Origin of the sequence: Veillonella faecalis (genome assembly GCF_024677885.1) — a bacterium.
Lineage (GTDB): Bacteria > Bacillota > Negativicutes > Veillonellales > Veillonellaceae > Veillonella > Veillonella nakazawae.
On the sequence record NZ_JALBWL010000003.1, the window covers coordinates 154,483 to 171,139 of the forward strand.

The 16,657-nt window shown below is 40.4% G+C and carries 18 protein-coding genes; 7 read left to right on the top strand and 11 right to left on the bottom strand.

All coding sequences use genetic code 11. The annotated features are described in order from the left end of the window. Positions 1–4: 4 nt before the first annotated feature. Positions 5–382, bottom strand: a complete 378-nt coding sequence (locus MOQ65_RS07395) for an energy transducer TonB (RefSeq protein WP_024064750.1) — start codon at positions 380–382, stop codon at positions 5–7. 460 nt (positions 383–842) lie between these two features. On the opposite strand from MOQ65_RS07395, the gene MOQ65_RS07400 reads away from it, so the two are divergent. From MOQ65_RS07400 to MOQ65_RS07415, 4 genes are all read left to right on the top strand, one after another. Next, entirely contained in the window at positions 843–1,784 is a 942-nt protein-coding gene (locus tag MOQ65_RS07400) for a metal ABC transporter solute-binding protein, Zn/Mn family (protein WP_156719428.1), read from the top strand. A gap of 106 nt (positions 1,785–1,890) precedes the next feature. Continuing rightward, the gene (locus tag MOQ65_RS07405; protein WP_257847143.1) at positions 1,891–2,622 is read left to right on the top strand and encodes a metal ABC transporter ATP-binding protein; all 732 of its coding nucleotides are present in this window, start codon (positions 1,891–1,893) and stop codon (positions 2,620–2,622) included. Next, entirely contained in the window at positions 2,619–3,584 is a 966-nt protein-coding gene (locus tag MOQ65_RS07410) for a metal ABC transporter permease (RefSeq protein WP_257847144.1), read from the top strand. The genes MOQ65_RS07405 and MOQ65_RS07410 overlap by 4 nt, the downstream gene beginning before the upstream one ends. After that, positions 3,581–4,681 carry a metal ABC transporter permease gene (locus MOQ65_RS07415; protein ID WP_257847145.1) on the top strand — a complete coding sequence of 367 codons (1,101 nt, stop codon included), beginning with the start codon at positions 3,581–3,583 and terminating at the stop codon, positions 4,679–4,681. The genes MOQ65_RS07410 and MOQ65_RS07415 overlap by 4 nt, the downstream gene beginning before the upstream one ends. Before the next feature lie 179 nt (positions 4,682–4,860). On the opposite strand, the gene MOQ65_RS07420 is transcribed toward MOQ65_RS07415, so the two are convergent. From MOQ65_RS07420 to MOQ65_RS07460, 9 genes are all read right to left on the bottom strand, one after another. Further along, entirely contained in the window at positions 4,861–5,349 is a 489-nt protein-coding gene (locus tag MOQ65_RS07420; RefSeq protein WP_257847146.1) for a GNAT family N-acetyltransferase, read from the bottom strand. A gap of 136 nt (positions 5,350–5,485) precedes the next feature. Beyond that, positions 5,486–5,905 (bottom strand): GNAT family N-acetyltransferase, encoded by a 420-nt coding sequence (locus MOQ65_RS07425; protein WP_257847147.1) that lies wholly within the window; start codon positions 5,903–5,905, stop codon positions 5,486–5,488. Between the two features lie 18 nt (positions 5,906–5,923). Then, the gene (locus tag MOQ65_RS07430) at positions 5,924–6,121 is read right to left on the bottom strand and encodes a hypothetical protein (RefSeq protein WP_257847148.1); all 198 of its coding nucleotides are present in this window, start codon (positions 6,119–6,121) and stop codon (positions 5,924–5,926) included. A gap of 107 nt (positions 6,122–6,228) precedes the next feature. Next, positions 6,229–6,552, bottom strand: coding sequence for a hypothetical protein (locus MOQ65_RS07435; protein WP_257847149.1), 324 nt, complete (start codon positions 6,550–6,552; stop codon positions 6,229–6,231). 1 nt (position 6,553) lies between these two features. After that, positions 6,554–6,970, bottom strand: coding sequence for a hypothetical protein (locus MOQ65_RS07440; protein ID WP_257847150.1), 417 nt, complete (start codon positions 6,968–6,970; stop codon positions 6,554–6,556). A gap of 117 nt (positions 6,971–7,087) precedes the next feature. Next, entirely contained in the window at positions 7,088–7,606 is a 519-nt protein-coding gene (locus MOQ65_RS07445; protein ID WP_257847151.1) for a hypothetical protein, read from the bottom strand. Positions 7,607–7,752: 146 nt separating this feature from the next. Further along, positions 7,753–9,288: a glutamine-hydrolyzing GMP synthase gene (gene guaA, locus MOQ65_RS07450; RefSeq protein WP_039969514.1), complete on the bottom strand. Its 1,536-nt coding sequence runs from the start codon at positions 9,286–9,288 to the stop codon at positions 7,753–7,755. 257 nt (positions 9,289–9,545) lie between these two features. Further along, positions 9,546–9,743: a 4Fe-4S dicluster domain-containing protein gene (locus MOQ65_RS07455; RefSeq protein WP_257847152.1), complete on the bottom strand. Its 198-nt coding sequence runs from the start codon at positions 9,741–9,743 to the stop codon at positions 9,546–9,548. Positions 9,744–10,188: 445 nt separating this feature from the next. Beyond that, on the bottom strand, positions 10,189–11,343 hold the full coding sequence (locus MOQ65_RS07460; protein WP_257847153.1) for an HAD family hydrolase: 1,155 nt from the start codon (positions 11,341–11,343) through the stop codon (positions 10,189–10,191). 205 nt (positions 11,344–11,548) lie between these two features. Between MOQ65_RS07460 and MOQ65_RS07465 the strand changes: the two genes are divergently transcribed. Continuing rightward, positions 11,549–11,875 carry a hypothetical protein gene (locus tag MOQ65_RS07465; protein ID WP_257847154.1) on the top strand — a complete coding sequence of 109 codons (327 nt, stop codon included), beginning with the start codon at positions 11,549–11,551 and terminating at the stop codon, positions 11,873–11,875. Here MOQ65_RS07465 and MOQ65_RS07470 read toward each other — a convergent pair. Beyond that, positions 11,868–13,049, bottom strand: a complete 1,182-nt coding sequence (locus MOQ65_RS07470) for an amidohydrolase (RefSeq protein WP_257847155.1) — start codon at positions 13,047–13,049, stop codon at positions 11,868–11,870. The two genes, MOQ65_RS07465 and MOQ65_RS07470, sit on opposite strands and share 8 nt — an antisense overlap. A gap of 250 nt (positions 13,050–13,299) precedes the next feature. Between MOQ65_RS07470 and MOQ65_RS07475 the strand changes: the two genes are divergently transcribed. Both MOQ65_RS07475 and MOQ65_RS07480 read left to right on the top strand, forming a co-directional pair. Further along, positions 13,300–14,082: a basic amino acid ABC transporter substrate-binding protein gene (locus MOQ65_RS07475; protein WP_105094582.1), complete on the top strand. Its 783-nt coding sequence runs from the start codon at positions 13,300–13,302 to the stop codon at positions 14,080–14,082. 138 nt (positions 14,083–14,220) lie between these two features. Then, entirely contained in the window at positions 14,221–16,590 is a 2,370-nt protein-coding gene (locus MOQ65_RS07480) for a tetratricopeptide repeat protein (protein ID WP_257847156.1), read from the top strand. The last annotated feature ends 67 nt before the right edge of the window (positions 16,591–16,657 follow it).

Consider the following 16,657-nt stretch of genomic DNA (forward strand, 5'->3'; position numbering starts at 1 on the left):
CTCCTTATTTAGCTGTTACAGCTTGTTTAGGTAGAGTAATTGTCATCCCAATAATAGATTCATGAGCCTTTTGGTCCACTCCAATAGCAGGTGTGAATTTCCATTGAAGGATTGCCTTTTTCACAGCTTCATCTACTGGTGCATAACCAGAAGAACGTTCTACGAATACATTTTTAACATTACCTTTTTTATCAATTAAGAAGCGTACGCGCATATTAGGCGCTACTGTAGCTGTTTGAGGAACCTCAGGCAACTCAGGTTTTACAATTTCCACTTCGCGCGGAGATTCTAAGAACTTAGCGGCATCAGCTGTATAGTTACCTAATACGCCAAAGGATGCAACAAGTAAAGCCGCCGCAGTGAATCGGAATAATTTATTCATAATATGCCTCCTTAGTTATTGTAAGTCTATAAATAATATCATACTAAATAAAGATGAATATTTAAAGAATATTTTCTTATTGATAAATTTTCTCATTTATGATATATTGAGTTCAAGATAACTGTTCGGACTTACATATCAGGTAGATATGACAAAAAACTACACAAAGGAGGTTCATCATGAGACGTAGAAAGCGTATTCAAATGAAGGTCATGATGGTACTTGGTATCGTTGCCCTCATTGGGCCAAACCATCTACAAGCTCTCATCCACTAATGGATCGTGACCCAAGCAGACGAACGTATTACTGCCAATAGCCGCTACGTTAGTAGCGGCTATTTTTCCGTTTAAATTCAGAGAAATATTCCTTTTCAAATTAATTCATTATTAGAGCAAAATATTTCCCTCAAACAAGATTGTTAAGGTTTTTAAAATTAGTATCTATAAAAAGGAGGTTTATTATGAAGTTCAACCGAGTCGTATTAGTCGTCGTATCATTAGCACTTATGTTGTTCACATTGGCAGGCTGTGGAAAAGATGCAGTCCAAGACAATCAGAAAAAATTAAATGTTGTAGCTACTACTACAATGTTAACGGATTTAGTAAAAGAAATTGGCGGTGACCATGTGTCCGTCCAAGGTCTTATGGGACCTGGCGTAGATCCTCACCTCTACCAAGCCAGCGCCGGCGATGTAACAACTATGTCTAAGGCAGATGTTGTGGTGTACAACGGCATTCATTTAGAAGGTAAAATGGGTTCCATTTTCGATAATTTAACAAAACAAAATAAAGCTACTATCCGCGTATCCGACGCAATTGATCCAGCTACTCTACTCGACTTTGACGAAGAAGATGGCGTGAAAACTAAAGATCCTCATATTTGGTTCGATGTAGCTAACTGGAAACTTGCTGCCAAAGCGGTTTACGAAGGTCTTGCAAAAGCAGATCCAGCTCACAAAGAGGATTTCAAAAAACGCTATGATGCATACCTCACTAAATTAGATGAAACAGATGCATACATCAAAGCACAAGCAGAATCAATTCCTAAAGAATCTCGCGTCCTCGTAACAGCACACGATGCCTTCCAATACTTTGCTCGCGCTTATGGCTTTGAAGTAAAAGGTTTGCAAGGTGTAAGTACTGCTACAGAAGCAGGCACACAAGATGTAAATGAACTTGTTCAATTCATCGTAGATCACAAAATCAAAGCCATCTTCGTAGAATCTTCTGTACCGCACAAAACAATTGAAGCCGTTCAAGAAGCAGCTAAGGCTAAAGGCTGGAACGTTGCTATCGGTGGCGAATTATACTCCGACTCCCTCGGTTCTGAAGGCACTGAAGGCGGCACATATATCGGTATGGTGAAAGCCAATATCGATACCATCGCTAAAGCACTTAAATAACAAATAACGTTTCAAAACAAGGACGACATACAGTGTACATCCTATGTAAGTACAAGTACTACTAACAATACAGCGATAGTAGCACTATTGATAAAAGGAGGTCTCTATGGAATGGGCCGTTGAAGTTGAAGATATGACCGTAGCCTATACGACAAAACCCGTATTATGGGACGTAGATATGAAGGTACCCATCGGTTCCTTAGCGGCTATCGTCGGCCCTAATGGAGCCGGTAAATCTACATTATTAAAGGCCATGTTAGGCCTATTAACAGTTATCTCAGGTAGTGTTAAATTTTATATCGACCACCACCTTGCAATGGACAAAAAGGATTACAAGAAAATCGCCTATGTACCTCAAAGCGGTAGCGTAGACTGGGACTTTCCTACTACCGTATTAGACGTTGTACTTATGGGCCGCTATGGTCATCTAGGTTGGTTCAAACGACCAAGTAAAAAGGATAAGGAGCTGGCCCTCTCCATGATTGAAAAAATGGGCATGAGCGACTATGTAAACAGGCAAATCCGTCAACTTTCAGGGGGCCAACAACAGCGTGTATTCCTCGCGAGAGCCCTCGTCCAAGAGGCAGATATTTACCTCATGGACGAGCCATTCAAGGGCGTCGATAAAACGACAGAGCACGCCATTATCTCCCTTTTACAAGAAATGAAAGCACGCGGTAAAACGGTGATTGTCGTACACCACGATTTAAATACGGTACCTCAATATTTCGACTGGGTAACGATGGTCAACAAGCAAACTGTTGCCTATGGCCCCGTAGCAGATACCTTTACCGATGAAGCCATCGAGCGCACCTACGGCAAGGGGAGGATTGTATGACCATACTCCAATCTTATACGACACAGATGGTATTGCTCGGCACGGCTCTCTTGGGCCTTGCCAGTGGTATTGCAGGCACCTTCGCAGTACTGCGCAAGGAAAGCCTCATCGGTGACGGCCTCTCCCACGCCGCACTGCCGGGTGTCGTTATCGCTTTTTTGCTTACAGGCATCAAAGATATTGAGGTTCTCATCTTGGGCGCCGCCCTCTCCTCGATTACTGCAGCTTGGCTTATTACCATCACCGTAGAAAACAGTAAAATCAAATTTGATGGTGCTCTGGCTACTATACTATCTGCTTTCTTTGGTCTTGGTATGGTTCTACTCACCTACCTTCAAAGTCTAAACAATGCAGGTCAGGCGGGGCTTTCAAAATTTATATTTGGACAGGCCGCCACCATATTAGCCCGCGACGTGTACATTACATCGGCGGCAGCGCTCATCATTATCGTTTTAACAGCCTTATTTTGGAAAGAGCTAAAGCTCATTTCCTTTGACGTAGAATACGCTAAAACATTGCAAATTCCCGTCACCTTTACACTCATTTTATATCGTTCACTATTGATCATGACCATCATCATCGGCATTCAATCAGTAGGTGCTATCTTGATTAGTTCCCTACTCATTGCACCAGCCGTAGGAGCCCGTCAGTGGACGAACAAGCTAGGTACCATGTGTATACTAGCAGGATGTTTCGGTATGATATCTGCTATGGGCGGTACCATTTGGAGTACAACAGTACAAAAACTGCCTACAGGTCCTGCGATCATCGTCATTCTGTCGGTTATCGTACTATTGAGCCTCATATTTGCTCCTAATAGAGGCATCTTGTGGCAATATCGTAAAAACAAACAATCAAAACAAGCTTTATTATCAGAAACTGCAAGGATAAGTCCTGCCGATTTACAACAAAAGATATATAGAGCAGAGGGTGGACAGCCTCGCATAGGAGGTACCCCATGACAGTACATACAGAGATTTTACTCATCGCCATCGCCGTATCCATCGCGTGCGCTATCCCTGGTGTATTCCTCGTGCTGCGCCGCATGTCCATGATGGCCGACGCCATTACGCACACCGTATTCCTCGGCATCGTGCTCGCTTTCTTTGTAACAGAAGACTTAAACTCTCCCTTGCTTTTAGTAGGGGCAACCATAGTCGGCGTAGGAACGGTGTGGCTTACAGAGATGATTCATAACACGGGCCTCGTCAACGAAGACGCGTCCATTGGTATCATCTTCCCCCTTCTATTCTCCATCGCCATCATCCTCGTCAGTCTCTATAGCGGCAACGCACACCTTGACGTAGATACCGCACTTCTAGGGGAAATCGCGTTCGCCCCATTCGACAGATGGATTGTAAACTCCACCGACTTAGGACCTGTATCTCTATGGATTTCCCTAGGGGTAGCGGTCATCAACCTCGTATTAGTTATGCTCTTCTACAAGGAATTGCAGCTATCTACCTTCGATCCACTATTGGCAGGGCTCTTCGGCTTCATGCCCGCCCTCATCCACTACGTGCTGATGACCATGGTATCCCTTACCGTGGTGGCTTCATTCCAAGCAGTAGGCGCTATCCTCGTTATTGGACTCATGATTGGACCAGCAGTTATCGCTTATTTATGGACGGACTCTGTGAAAGCCATGCTTATTAGCAGTATTATCATCGGCATTATCTGTGCTGTCATCGGTACAGAAGTCGCTTTCACCCTAGACGTATCCATCGCAGGTGCTATCGCAACAACGATCGGTCTCGCATTATTAATTGCCGTTATTTGCACACCAAAGACAGGCTATATTGCAACCTATCTTCGCCAACGCCACTTGCGTCGTCACTATCGAGAAACCATGATGCTCTGCCACATCTATACCCATATGAATACACCTGTGGCGGCCATTGAAAACGGTATCGGTACCATTCACGAACACTTGAACTGGAAGCCAGACTATACCCACCAAGCCGCATCACACCTTAAGAAACAAGGCCTGTTGTATGTAACAAATGGGTACTATATGCTGACCGATAAAGGTGTGGCGCAAGTTAAAGAAATTATTTAATTAATCTTATTTAATGAATGTTAATTAGACTCCTTCAAAAATACATATTTTTCCCAACAAAAAAGAAGCTGAAATCAATGCTACCCTGCAAGATTTCAGCTTCTTTTATTATCTGAACTATTAATATTCAATTTTATTGTAAAACCATAAATAGTTAATTCCTACTCATTTCTACGCACCTAAAATACAATCCGCATTTGGTACCATTTAGCACCGCCGTGATCAGACTCAGACTCACCTTCATTGACAAAGCCAAACTTGGCGTAATAATGAATCTTTTCTTCCTTACAGGTTAGAATAACGCCTTTACGTTTTTCCTCTCTCGCAAGGTCGATAAAGGCCTCTATTAACTGACCACCTACACCACGATTGCGGTATTCTGGCATTGTATTTAGACCAAATATCATCTGCCATGCGCCATTGGGATTATGCAGCGAAGCATCGGCGAACATCTCATCCGTCAAGACTTCATCATCCGTTACAAAACCATCTATAAAACCAATAGGTGTATCGCCGTCAAAGGCAATTAAAAACTGACCTGCATAATGATCTAATCGTTCCTTAAAAGCCTCACGAGGCGCCGCTTCAGCAAGCGGGAAACAAGTCGCTTCTATATGTGTCACTAAATCTAAATCAGCAGTTGTCGCTTTTCGTATTAAAATATCCATATCCTTCTCCATCGTATCTACATATCTGTTTTAGTATATACTGTTTTACATAACAAAGGCTACACGTAACGCTATGTACGTGTAGCCTTTTATTAACAATTTGACCACTTACTTGCTATACAGATTATCCGACCACTTATCTTTTTGTATATTTAGGTACGTTCCGATACTGCATCGGCAATGAATCTTCTTTAATTTTAAAGCCATGCTTCTCGTAAAATGGTGCATTCTTGCTATCACCAATCATAACATTAATGTACAAGTAAGACTTGTAAGCCTCTTTCACCATTTCTAACAAATGACCAGCAATACCTTGGCCATGATACTCAGGATGAACCAGTACATAATTGATGAAACACACCAATTCGCTGTCATCCATGACGCGAATAAGACCAACTAAACGATCGTCATCCCAAGCGCTAATCACACGAGATGAATTCATAAGAGCCTTATGTAATCGATCTGGATACTTGCCCACCACCCAACGAACAGATAGAAATAAATCTGCCACTTGCTGAGGCGTAAAATTTCGTTCTTCTGTATACGTAATCGCCATAAAAGCTCCTCCAAATAATTACTTTAACGTTCTCATCTCACGAATAAACGCCTCTGCTTCTTGCAGGTTCTTAGGAAACTCAAAATAAATACATTGCTCATGTCCACAATAAGGATTACGGAAGTCATAGCCGCTCAACAACAAATACTCGATAATCTTCCAATCTTTGTCATTAGATTTTTTAGGGGCTTTGAACTTCTCGTTCACAAAGTACATCTTACCTTTACATGTGGGACAGGTTTTATTTGTATTAAACAACTCGTAGTTTGTGCCCTCCGACAAGGAGAGCCTGCAGTTGATACATACATTTTTATATCCCATAGTTATTTACTCCCATACGTTTTATGTTGAAAGATTTCTTTTACAATTCCTTCACCAACAATATTGCTGCCTTCTATGATAAGGAACTCTGTACCCGCTTGCAGGGCCGAATAATCTGCAGTTTCATACAGTGGCAACGCATTAGCTCGTATTTGTTTACCAAAGATAACATCCTCACCATCAATAAAGTTTACACCTAACAGCTGTTCAGAGCCCTTTATAACAAGATGAGGACAATACTTTCCATTATTCAAATTCGGTATAGTTCTCCTCTTCTTGCTGAAGAAAGTAACTGTACAGCAAATAGTAAAATCTAAATCGCTCATTTCAAGCCTCATCAACTACATATACCATATCACCTGTAAAGTATATGTTCATTATACAATGTACGGGATTCCCTTCAGTCCACAACCAACCCTGGAGTACAGCTCGCCCCCAGTTATAAGTCTCTGTAATGACCTCGAACTCACTTTCACTATACTCCTGCTGATACTGAGGTAACTCAATTCTTTTACCTGTGAAAGTATCTAATATTGTACTATTAAAGACAAGAATTTCTAGATCATCAACATCACATTTCTCAAATACAATCTTGGCCTTATGAGTTTGTTCAACACCATTCTCATAAGAAAAAATATAATCAAAGGTAAAAGTTAAATTACCATCTGCGTATGCTATTTTTTGGACCCTTGCATCATGGAGAGAATATTGGGGATACTCGCCAAAAGATCTTGTCGTTTTCATAGGACCTCTATTTTCAAACAACTGTTTAAACCAAAATCTATAACTTAAAATCAGTATACCAATTTTTTTGTATAACATAAAAGGGGCTGTAACAAAACAGCCCTCAATCATTAATATTTAAATACCTAAAGTAAAAACCTCTTTATAAAATGCTATCATGTCTTTTGCATATTTCGCAGCCCGAGGAATGTCCAATCTTTTATAATAGTCAGCTACTATCTCTTGATGATTCTTCAAAAGATCGAACTCAATTATATACAAAGCAATACTCGTTTTAGAATATTTTCCTATTTCAATTGTAGTTGATACATCCTCCTCAGATATTTCCTCTCCTTTTGGAAATTCTCCATCAGGATACTCCTCAATAGTATCGTCGCTATATTGCAAAAACTTTTTAGACCAAACGATAATATCTTTTCCATATGCTTCTATCATTTGCTCGTAAAACTGCACCATCTCTTTTTCTGAAAGCACCTTACAATTAAAGCCTTCTAGTAAGAATTGTCTTTGTTTCAATCTATTTTTTAGCTCTTCTATTTCAACACTTTGGTAATCTTTATAAAAGTTGTCGACTCCTAGTTCTTTTATAATATCTAAATATATGTCACTATCTAAAAGTTCTTTTATGGTTTCCATACCCTTATTTCCTTAAAGATATCTACTAGTAACAACAAAATAGAAAAAATAAATTAGAACAACTACTACTTTCACAAAAGGCCTCTCACCATAACGATGAAAGGCCTTTGTATATGTATTCTTCAAATACTATGTTGTTCTAATTTTTATTCCCACTCAATTGTAGCAGGTGGTTTAGATGTAATATCGTACACGATACGGTTGATGTGTTGTACTTCGTTTACGATACGACGGGAGATTGTGTCCAACACGTCGTAAGGGATGCGCGCCCAGTCAGCAGTCATGAAGTCTGTTGTTGTTACGCCACGCAACGCCAATGTGTAATCATATGTACGGAAGTCACCCATAACGCCTACAGTACGTGTAGATGTTAATACTGCAAAGTATTGGTTGATGTCGCGATCAAGACCAGCTTTAGCAATTTCATCACGGAAGATGTAGTCCGCATCACGCAAGATGTCGAGTTTATCTTTCGTGATTTCGCCCATTACGCGAATAGCAAGACCAGGACCTGGGAATGGTTGACGCCATACGAGGTAATCAGCCAAACCTAATTCAGAACCAAGTTCACGTACTTCGTCTTTGAAGAGATTACGCAATGGTTCGATAAGGCCTTTGAAGTCTACAACTGCAGGCAAGCCGCCTACGTTGTGGTGAGATTTGATAACTTCTGCTTCGCCAGTACCGGACTCAATAACGTCAGGGTAGATTGTACCTTGAGCCAAGAAGTCAACGGAGCCGATTTTACGACCTTCGTCTTCAAATACGCGGATGAATTCTTCACCGATAGCTTTACGTTTAGCTTCTGGATCTTCAAGGCCAGCCAATTTATCTAAGAAGCGTTTTTCTGCATCGACGCGGATGAAATGCATGCCGGAATCTTTGAAAGCTGCTTCAACTTCGTCGCCTTCGTTTTTACGCATTAAACCATGGTCAACAAAGATACAAGTCAATTGGTCGCCAACAGCTTTAGAAATAAGAGCTGCCGCAACGGAGCTGTCTACACCGCCAGACAATGCTAACAATACTTTGCCATCGCCTACAGTGTTACGGATTTCATCAATAGCAGTTTTTGCATAGTTTGCCATTGTCCATGTGCCTGTGAAGCCGCATACTTCATACAAGAAGTTGTGAAGCATTTCTTTACCATGTTCAGTATGCAATACTTCTGCATGATATTGCATAGCGTATAATTTGCGTTCTTTATTTTGCATAGATGCAACAGGGCAGTCTTTTGTATGCGCAATGATTTCGAACCCTTCAGGAACTTTTGCTACATAGTCAACGTGGGACATCCAAACAACTTGGTCTTCGTCCAAGCCTTTGAACAATGGAGATGTAGTGTCCACTTTAGTAGGTGTTTTACCAAACTCACGGTTGTCAGCAGATTTAACTTCGCCACCCAATGTATGCGCCATAAATTGCATACCATAGCACATGCCAAGAACTGGAATACCAAGTTCAAAAATCTCTTTTTCGATTTTTGGAGAGTTTTCTTCATACACGCTGTTAGGGCCACCTGTGAAGATGATACCTTGCGGTTTTAATTCTTTAATTTTGTCCAGCGCTTTGTTGTATGGATATACTTCGCAGTATACGTGATTTTCACGAACACGGCGCGCGATCAATTGATTATATTGACCACCAAAGTCAACAACAATAACAAATTCCTTGTTTTCCATGCCTTCCTCCATATGCATCTATTTGTGAAAGTATATTCACTATTTTTTAATACCCTTACATTTCTGTACTGGCGGTGCGTTTTCTCGAGCAAAACGCTAAATTTCATTACATTTCATTATACCATACGAAGTATATGGACTCCATATATTCCGTATGAAATTTATGATTAATATTTTAATGTTCGGATTTTAGTTTTACTCTATACAAAACTCAATACAATGAGATGCCCTGTAAGAGACTCTAATCTTTCAAGAGACTATTCTTTCTCAGGCTCACGTTTAGACATCTTTACAGCTCCTACAGGACAGATGGAATAACAATCGCCACATCCGATACAACCTTTACCTATGTTAAACCGAGTATCCCCTTGGGTAATGCATTGAACAGGACAATCTACCGCACACGCACCACACTTAACACAAGTATCATCTATATTAAACTTTAGATTTCCCATTCTACATCACCTCCTATGGGTTTAAAAAACTAACTTAGCATTCGCTCTAACATCAGCTAAAGCAATGTATTACCTGTAATACACTTTCGAGCAATGCCTCACTATAAAACCGATTGGAATACAAACCGACAAACAAATATATATAGTTTTTTCAGATACTACCAGTTAAAAGTATTTATTTTTAACTGGTGGTATCTCAAATTTACACATATCGAACACAATCCAAATTAGAAAGATTTACTTTTAACTGGTAGTATCTCTAATTTACACATATCGAGCACAATCCAAATTAGAAAGATTTACTTTTAACTGGTAGTATCTCAGATTTGCACATATCGAGCACAATCCAAATTAGAAAGATTTACTTTTAACTGGTAGTATCTCAGATTTACACATATCGAACACAATCCAAATTAGAAAGATTTACTTTTAACTGGTAGTATTTCTAATTTGAGGTATGATTACTGTTTTTTAGTAATTCATTATTGTACGCAATAGCGGAGTAGATTGCTTTAGCCACGCCATGATGGTTATTATCGGTCGTCACATAACGCGCTGCTTCTTTAATATTTGGCTTCCCATTACCCATAGCTACGCTAGCACCTGCAAAACGCAGCATGGATAGGTCGTTTTCACTATCCCCTAAGGTCATGACTTCATCGGGACTAAATTTCCAGTGATTTGCCAGTGCTTCTACAGCGGTCCCCTTTGTGGTATGTGGTAGTACGAATTCGAGATTACCTTCACTAGAGAGCAGTACATCATAAAAGCGTTCACGACCCGTACCATCATGAGACATACCTTGATATTCATCACGCAAATCTTGTAAGATTCTTTGGCGCATAGGCTCATCGCCGTAAAAGATTTGCATCTTTTCAGGGCCTTCGTCTAAGGCTTCCATATGAGCTAATAAATCGGGTACCATCGTACGTGTTGCCAAGATAAATGGACGGATATTAGGTCTAAAGAAGAAATTAGACTGTTCCACTTCACACTCAGACATATTTTCATGTGCCGCTGCATCACCTTCGGCTAAAGCATAGTGATCATGCGTTTCACCTGGCAAATGTTTTTCTGTATCAGAAGGTATATGATTGTCCATTACGCTATGGGAACTCTTTGCATCACTATCATTACCTTCCTTACGTTCATCTAAGCATGCACCTAAGCGTTCCGGTGTAATGCAACGAGATGGTGGATACATGCCATAGATTTTATCTTTCACATAGGCCTCTACATAAACGCCATAGGTTAAGAGTTTACGTAATAAATATAATGCTTGTTCTTTATCAAAGGTAACATGGAACAGCGAACGTTTTTCTTCCTTATCCATTACATAAGCACCATTAGTACACATAAAATAGCGTAAACATGGCAGTTTTTCGATGACATCGTTCATCTCATTCCAAGCACGACCAGAAGCGATGGCTACGCGAATGCCGCTTTCACGAGCAGCACGAATCGCCTCGATGGCCTCTTCAGGAATTGCTTTCGCATCGTTAACCAATGTGCCATCTACATCGGATGCAATGAATCGGATGGGTTTATCACCGGTGAGACCTATGTAATTTTTAATTTGTAATGTTTCAGTTGAGGACATAAAGCCTCCTTTAATACGGTATATAAATGGATAGATATTATTGTAAATCAGTAGTACAGTAATACTTAGACGTATATATAAACAAAAATATAACGATTGAAATTTAGGGATTGAAATATAGAATTAAAATGTAAAGTAATCCCGGCCTAAATATCTCTATAAAAATACGTAAATAGTAATCAACATAGATAGGAAGTGAAATCATATGCGCATCATAATAGATCGAGATGCAGTTTGTGCAGGCGATGATATGAATCATCATCGGGAGGAATTTGTCGTTCCAGATGATATCACCATAGCCAGTTTATTTGAATTTCTTGAATTTAAGTATATCCCAGTCATTGCTGGGAATAACGTAGTCTGGACGCTCTATTATCACGAACGTGAGTTAGGAGCCTATTTCACCAAAATTCAGAGCTTCATAAACGGAAATATCTCATTATCATCCATCATTAATAGATCTGAAAAAGACCACGAATTCTACCTACACTATTACAGCCATCCTAATAGATATAGAAAACGCTTTATTTAGATGCATTAAATTCAGCAACGATTTCTTCTAATACAGCTGGATTTTCTACCAATCGTAACAAGGTACGGCCTATGATATTAGCACCGTCCACAATGGTTTGTTCAATGGTAGATTCTAGCATAGCCGCAGCGAATTCTTTAGAGTGACACACCTTGTCTTCACCTGCAAGGCGTAATTTAGGATGGAAGGCAGCACATTGATAGCTAACATTACCAATGTCTGAACTGCCCCCAATATCTGCTGGGCCTGGCTTGAAATCAATACCCATATCAGACATTACGTTTTCAATGAGAACGGTGCCTCTATGGTTTTGGTTCATATCATCATAAGGGTTACCGTAAAACTCTACATCTACAGTAGTGCCTGTACAGAGAGCGGCCCCTTCAAAGATTTTTTTAATTTGTTCAGATAGACCATTTAAATATTCACGTTCAGTGTGACGCACGGTCACCTCTAATTCGCCAAAGTCAGGAATGACATTAGATGCAGTGCCACCGGCAATGATCCATGTACCAATACGGCTTTCAGGACGTACTTGTTGACGCATCATATCCATCGCATGAATAGCGAGTTGCACACCGTTTACCGCATTGATACCATTCCAAGGCTCACCAGCCGCATGGGCTGGTTTACCATGATAGCGAGCGCGGAAACAGTCGAGGGCCAAGAATTGTGAATTAGGGCGTGTTTCTTCCCCATCAAGATGAACCATGATGGCAAAATCATAGTCTTTAAACACCCCTGCGTTACACATATCCACCTTGCAACCTGTGGCTTCTTCATCAGGTGTACCGATGATATCGATGTCCATATTGAAAGCAACGCCGTCTTGTTGCATTTTGCGGAGTGTTAATGCTGCCAGAACGCTCATAGAACCACTAGCAGAGTGACCACATGCATGGCCTACTTCAGGGAGTGCATCATATTCACATAAAATTGCCAAACGACCTTTTGGATTATCTACTTTCACAGCAGAAGCCTTGAACGCTGTTGGCAAGTTACAGAATTCATAGGTTACATCCATGCCATGTTTTTTAAGCACGGCGCCGATCGTTTTAACGGACTCAAATTCATGACTGGACAGTTCAGGATTCTTAGCTAATGTATAATTGATGGTAAACGCATCAGGTGCGAAGCTTTTACAAAGATCAGAAAAAGTATTTGTAAGGGACATAGTGCCTCCATGTATATACGCCAATGACTGTAAAGAATGAGGATGCTCTACAACCTAAAACAGAAAATGTTATATTACTATAAAGTATGGCCTAAGAGAGAGCCATCTTAAATAAAAATTTTAAATATAATGATAAATATAAAACTCGTTTACTCTTAATTATACAATGTTATTGCCTATTATTGTAAAATTCCGTACAATATAAACAGAATTTGATAAACCATGTATATGGATGTTTGAGGAGGTTTCTATGTTTAAGTTCAAAAAGTTGACAGCCATCGCCCTCGTAGCGGTAGCAGCAATGGGTTTATTGGCTGGTTGTGGCAATGACAAACCAAAAATGACACAACAAGAAGGTGTATTGCGTGTAGGTTCTGAAACTACATTCCCACCATTCGAATTTACTGAAGGCGACAAATACGTTGGTTTCGACGTTGATTTGTCCGAAGCAATTGCTAAAAAATTAGGTTTAAAAATGGAATTCAAATCCATGGGCTTCGATGCTTTGATTCCAGCAGTTCAATCTGGCGATATCGACATGATCGCAGCAGGTATCAATGCTACACCTGAACGTGAAAAAGCATTGGACTTCTCCGATGTATACTTCGACCAAGGTGGTTTCATCACAGTTGTTCGTAAAGACAACACAACAATCCATAACATGGATGAATTAGCAGGTCATACTGTAGGTGCTCAAATCGGTACTATCCCTGTTGAAATGGCTCAAAAAATCCCTAATACAACAGTAAAACAAATTGATTCCAATGCTAATATCTTCATGGAATTGAAAGCTGGTACAATCGACGGTGCTATCATCGATAACGCAGTGGCTATGTACTACCTTAAACAAGGTGCTGACAAAGACCTTAAACTCGTAGGCGAACCTACTAAAGCTGAAGGTACAGTTCTTGGCATGAAAAAAGGCAACAAAGCTTTACAAGAAGCTGTTAATAAAGCTCTTAAAGAACTTAAAGAAGACGGCACTTACCAAAAAATCTACGACAAATGGTTCGGCGATTACAACAAAAAATAATATCTATCCCTATGAACTAGGATAAATATGACCCCTCTGAAAGACTTCAGAGGGGTTTTTCCTCTTTCACGGTCCCTCGCGTTCGTTATATAATAAATACGTATTCTATAGTAAATGTAACTAATTAAAGGAGGCCTTATGGCACAGTACTTTACGGAACGCCTACAAAAGGTCTTCCACATGATTTTTAAATCATACAATCAAGAAATGGCCCAAGAAGGTTTGCGCCAATTAGAGCTGATTGTAAATAATCAGCATAGTCCTGAACAGCCGAATCATCGAGCGCTAAGAAACGATATGACTACGTCGCTGGAAAACGAAATCGACACCAAAGAGGACGTATTAAAAATTGCCAATGATCCAGAGGCTCGAGAAATAGCTGATGCATATGCTTTATTGGCTCGTATTTACGCAGGGCCACGATTTACATGGGAGGAATCAAACTTCCCAGAAAACAATATGCGCACTTATCAATGCTTGCACGATAGCATTCGCCGTTGTAGTCCTATCGGTACATTACAAGCATTACGTATCAATGGAACCATTACCCCTACTGTTGAAAAAGATATGTTAATATCCTTTGATGATGCATTTCGTATCGTTTATGACCATGCCAAGCAAGGTGATGCTTTTTGCCAATACATTATAGGCAATGTCTTTTTCTGGCGTGATGACAATCGTATTAGCCTTGCGAGGGATATGATTACACCGCCGCGCCTAAGTTTGGCGAAACGTATCCAACAGAGCTTGCAAAAGGGTTCTATACAGGAACGCCTTATAGCCTTACAAGGTACTGTTTCCAACGAAACATTACAGGAAAATGCTACTAAACTCGCCAAGGAATGGTTTAACAAAGCGCTCGATAACGGGCTCGCCATGTTCCAAGGCAATCTACGAAACATTTATATCGACGAAGGCGATTTTGATAACGCCCGCCGCGTAGCGTTAACGGCTGCTGAGCTAGGTAATCCAACCATGATGCTCTACACGGGCCTAGACTGTCACGAACATGGAAAATTTGAGGATGCTTTCACATGGTTCACGAAAGGTGCCGCCTTGGGCCAAGCTGAAAGCACAGCCGAATTAGCGGATTATTACTATCACTTTTATGATACGAAAGAACTACGCCGCCTAATTCCGTATAATCCTGTAAAAGCAATCGGCCTCTACCGTCGCGCAGCTACTAAGCATTTTAGCGACGCCGGCTATGCTGCATTGCAAGCGGCCTTCGGTTATATTTTCCACATAGGCCACCTTCCTCTCGACTGGGGTCTCATTGCAGACTTAACACACATGGCAGCCACAAAAGAGCGTTTTATGTTCTCCTTACCATATATTGGTTATATGCGAATCCATGGCTTAGGGGTAACGAAAAATATACGTTTCGGTGTACAATCCTTAACACGTGTACTAGATGAGGAAAAGCGCGCATTAGAAGAGGAAGATCGTGTTCTCTTCTATGATATTACACGAGCTTTAACGCGAGTTGCCTTAGGGTATGCCTATGAAAAAGGCTATGTCACAGGCAAACCGGATTTAGATGCCGCTGTAGCCTATTACGAAGAGTCTCATCAATATATACTATCTCACAAGGCAAACCTTGATGAAGAGCTGAAGGATATCCCTATCGATAATGAAGCAGAAGAGCGCTTAGCAGCCTTCGAAGAAATAGATGGCCATTGGCACTATAAAGAGGGCTTTACAGAGTCTACCTCAACAGTACGGCCTGGTCACACTGAATGGCCTCAAAATGCAGCTCGCTTATCTGTAAACATGGATGACTTCTTATGGGATACTACCTTATATGATTGGCAAACCATTGAGCACGCCTTAACATCACAAGACGAAATGAAGCTAAGCTTTTACAATCATTTCCTATCCGTTCCAGATAAGCTACGCAACATTTTTAAGCTAGATGTAAAGCGTATGCTACGTGATATGTACCAAGTCAGACTCCATGGTTATGACCCATCAGAAGGTCAAGAGACCATTTACCGAGCACTGCTCAAGAAAGAGAATGCCATTCAGCTATTAAAAGACCTCTACGATACGCACCAATTGCCTATATTAGGAGACAACTGGTCCATCAAAACGAACGAGGAAAAGCCGACTTGGCATTATGTACTCGATGTAGATCAACAAGCATTCCTACTTGAAGAATACGACGATGCTAACGCCATGATACAAACTGCACTACAAGGCTTAAAAGACAAAAAATACGAACAAATTAATGTCCGTACTCATGACTTTATTGGCCCATCCTATTTCATTTTCAGAGGCAATCACGCAAATCCATTTAGAGTTCAACTCTATCTAAAAGAATCCGTACGCCACTCTATCGACAAAGATGGAAACCCTCTAGATACGCCAGGTAATACCTATCTATTTGAACAACATTTAGGTAACGAAGTATCATTAAACTACTGGATTCAAAAAACGATTAATACCTTAGAAATTCCTGAACTAGACAACTGGAAAAAACTCAGCGTACCTAAGGCATTACAATAGAAATAACCGATAACATAAAAAGAGCTAGTACATAATGTACTAGCTCCTTTTTATAACCTATGAACAA

Bases quoted from the DNA above. Each gene is read 5' to 3' on its own strand.
- MOQ65_RS07395 (WP_024064750.1), bottom strand. From the start codon at position 382: ATGAATAAATTATTCCGATTCACTGCGGCGGCTTTACTTGTTGCATCC.
- MOQ65_RS07400 (WP_156719428.1), top strand. From the start codon at position 843: ATGAAGTTCAACCGAGTCGTATTAGTCGTCGTATCATTAGCACTTATG.
- MOQ65_RS07405 (WP_257847143.1), top strand. From the start codon at position 1,891: ATGGAATGGGCCGTTGAAGTTGAAGATATGACCGTAGCCTATACGACA.
- MOQ65_RS07410 (WP_257847144.1), top strand. From the start codon at position 2,619: ATGACCATACTCCAATCTTATACGACACAGATGGTATTGCTCGGCACG.
- MOQ65_RS07415 (WP_257847145.1), top strand. From the start codon at position 3,581: ATGACAGTACATACAGAGATTTTACTCATCGCCATCGCCGTATCCATC.
- MOQ65_RS07420 (WP_257847146.1), bottom strand. From the start codon at position 5,349: ATGGATATTTTAATACGAAAAGCGACAACTGCTGATTTAGATTTAGTG.
- MOQ65_RS07425 (WP_257847147.1), bottom strand. From the start codon at position 5,905: ATGGCGATTACGTATACAGAAGAACGAAATTTTACGCCTCAGCAAGTG.
- MOQ65_RS07430 (WP_257847148.1), bottom strand. From the start codon at position 6,121: ATGTACTTTGTGAACGAGAAGTTCAAAGCCCCTAAAAAATCTAATGAC.
- MOQ65_RS07435 (WP_257847149.1), bottom strand. From the start codon at position 6,552: ATGAGCGATTTAGATTTTACTATTTGCTGTACAGTTACTTTCTTCAGC.
- MOQ65_RS07440 (WP_257847150.1), bottom strand. From the start codon at position 6,970: ATGAAAACGACAAGATCTTTTGGCGAGTATCCCCAATATTCTCTCCAT.
- MOQ65_RS07445 (WP_257847151.1), bottom strand. From the start codon at position 7,606: ATGGAAACCATAAAAGAACTTTTAGATAGTGACATATATTTAGATATT.
- guaA (WP_039969514.1), bottom strand. From the start codon at position 9,288: ATGGAAAACAAGGAATTTGTTATTGTTGTTGACTTTGGTGGTCAATAT.
- MOQ65_RS07455 (WP_257847152.1), bottom strand. From the start codon at position 9,743: ATGGGAAATCTAAAGTTTAATATAGATGATACTTGTGTTAAGTGTGGT.
- MOQ65_RS07460 (WP_257847153.1), bottom strand. From the start codon at position 11,343: ATGTCCTCAACTGAAACATTACAAATTAAAAATTACATAGGTCTCACC.
- MOQ65_RS07465 (WP_257847154.1), top strand. From the start codon at position 11,549: ATGCGCATCATAATAGATCGAGATGCAGTTTGTGCAGGCGATGATATG.
- MOQ65_RS07470 (WP_257847155.1), bottom strand. From the start codon at position 13,049: ATGTCCCTTACAAATACTTTTTCTGATCTTTGTAAAAGCTTCGCACCT.
- MOQ65_RS07475 (WP_105094582.1), top strand. From the start codon at position 13,300: ATGTTTAAGTTCAAAAAGTTGACAGCCATCGCCCTCGTAGCGGTAGCA.
- MOQ65_RS07480 (WP_257847156.1), top strand. From the start codon at position 14,221: ATGGCACAGTACTTTACGGAACGCCTACAAAAGGTCTTCCACATGATT.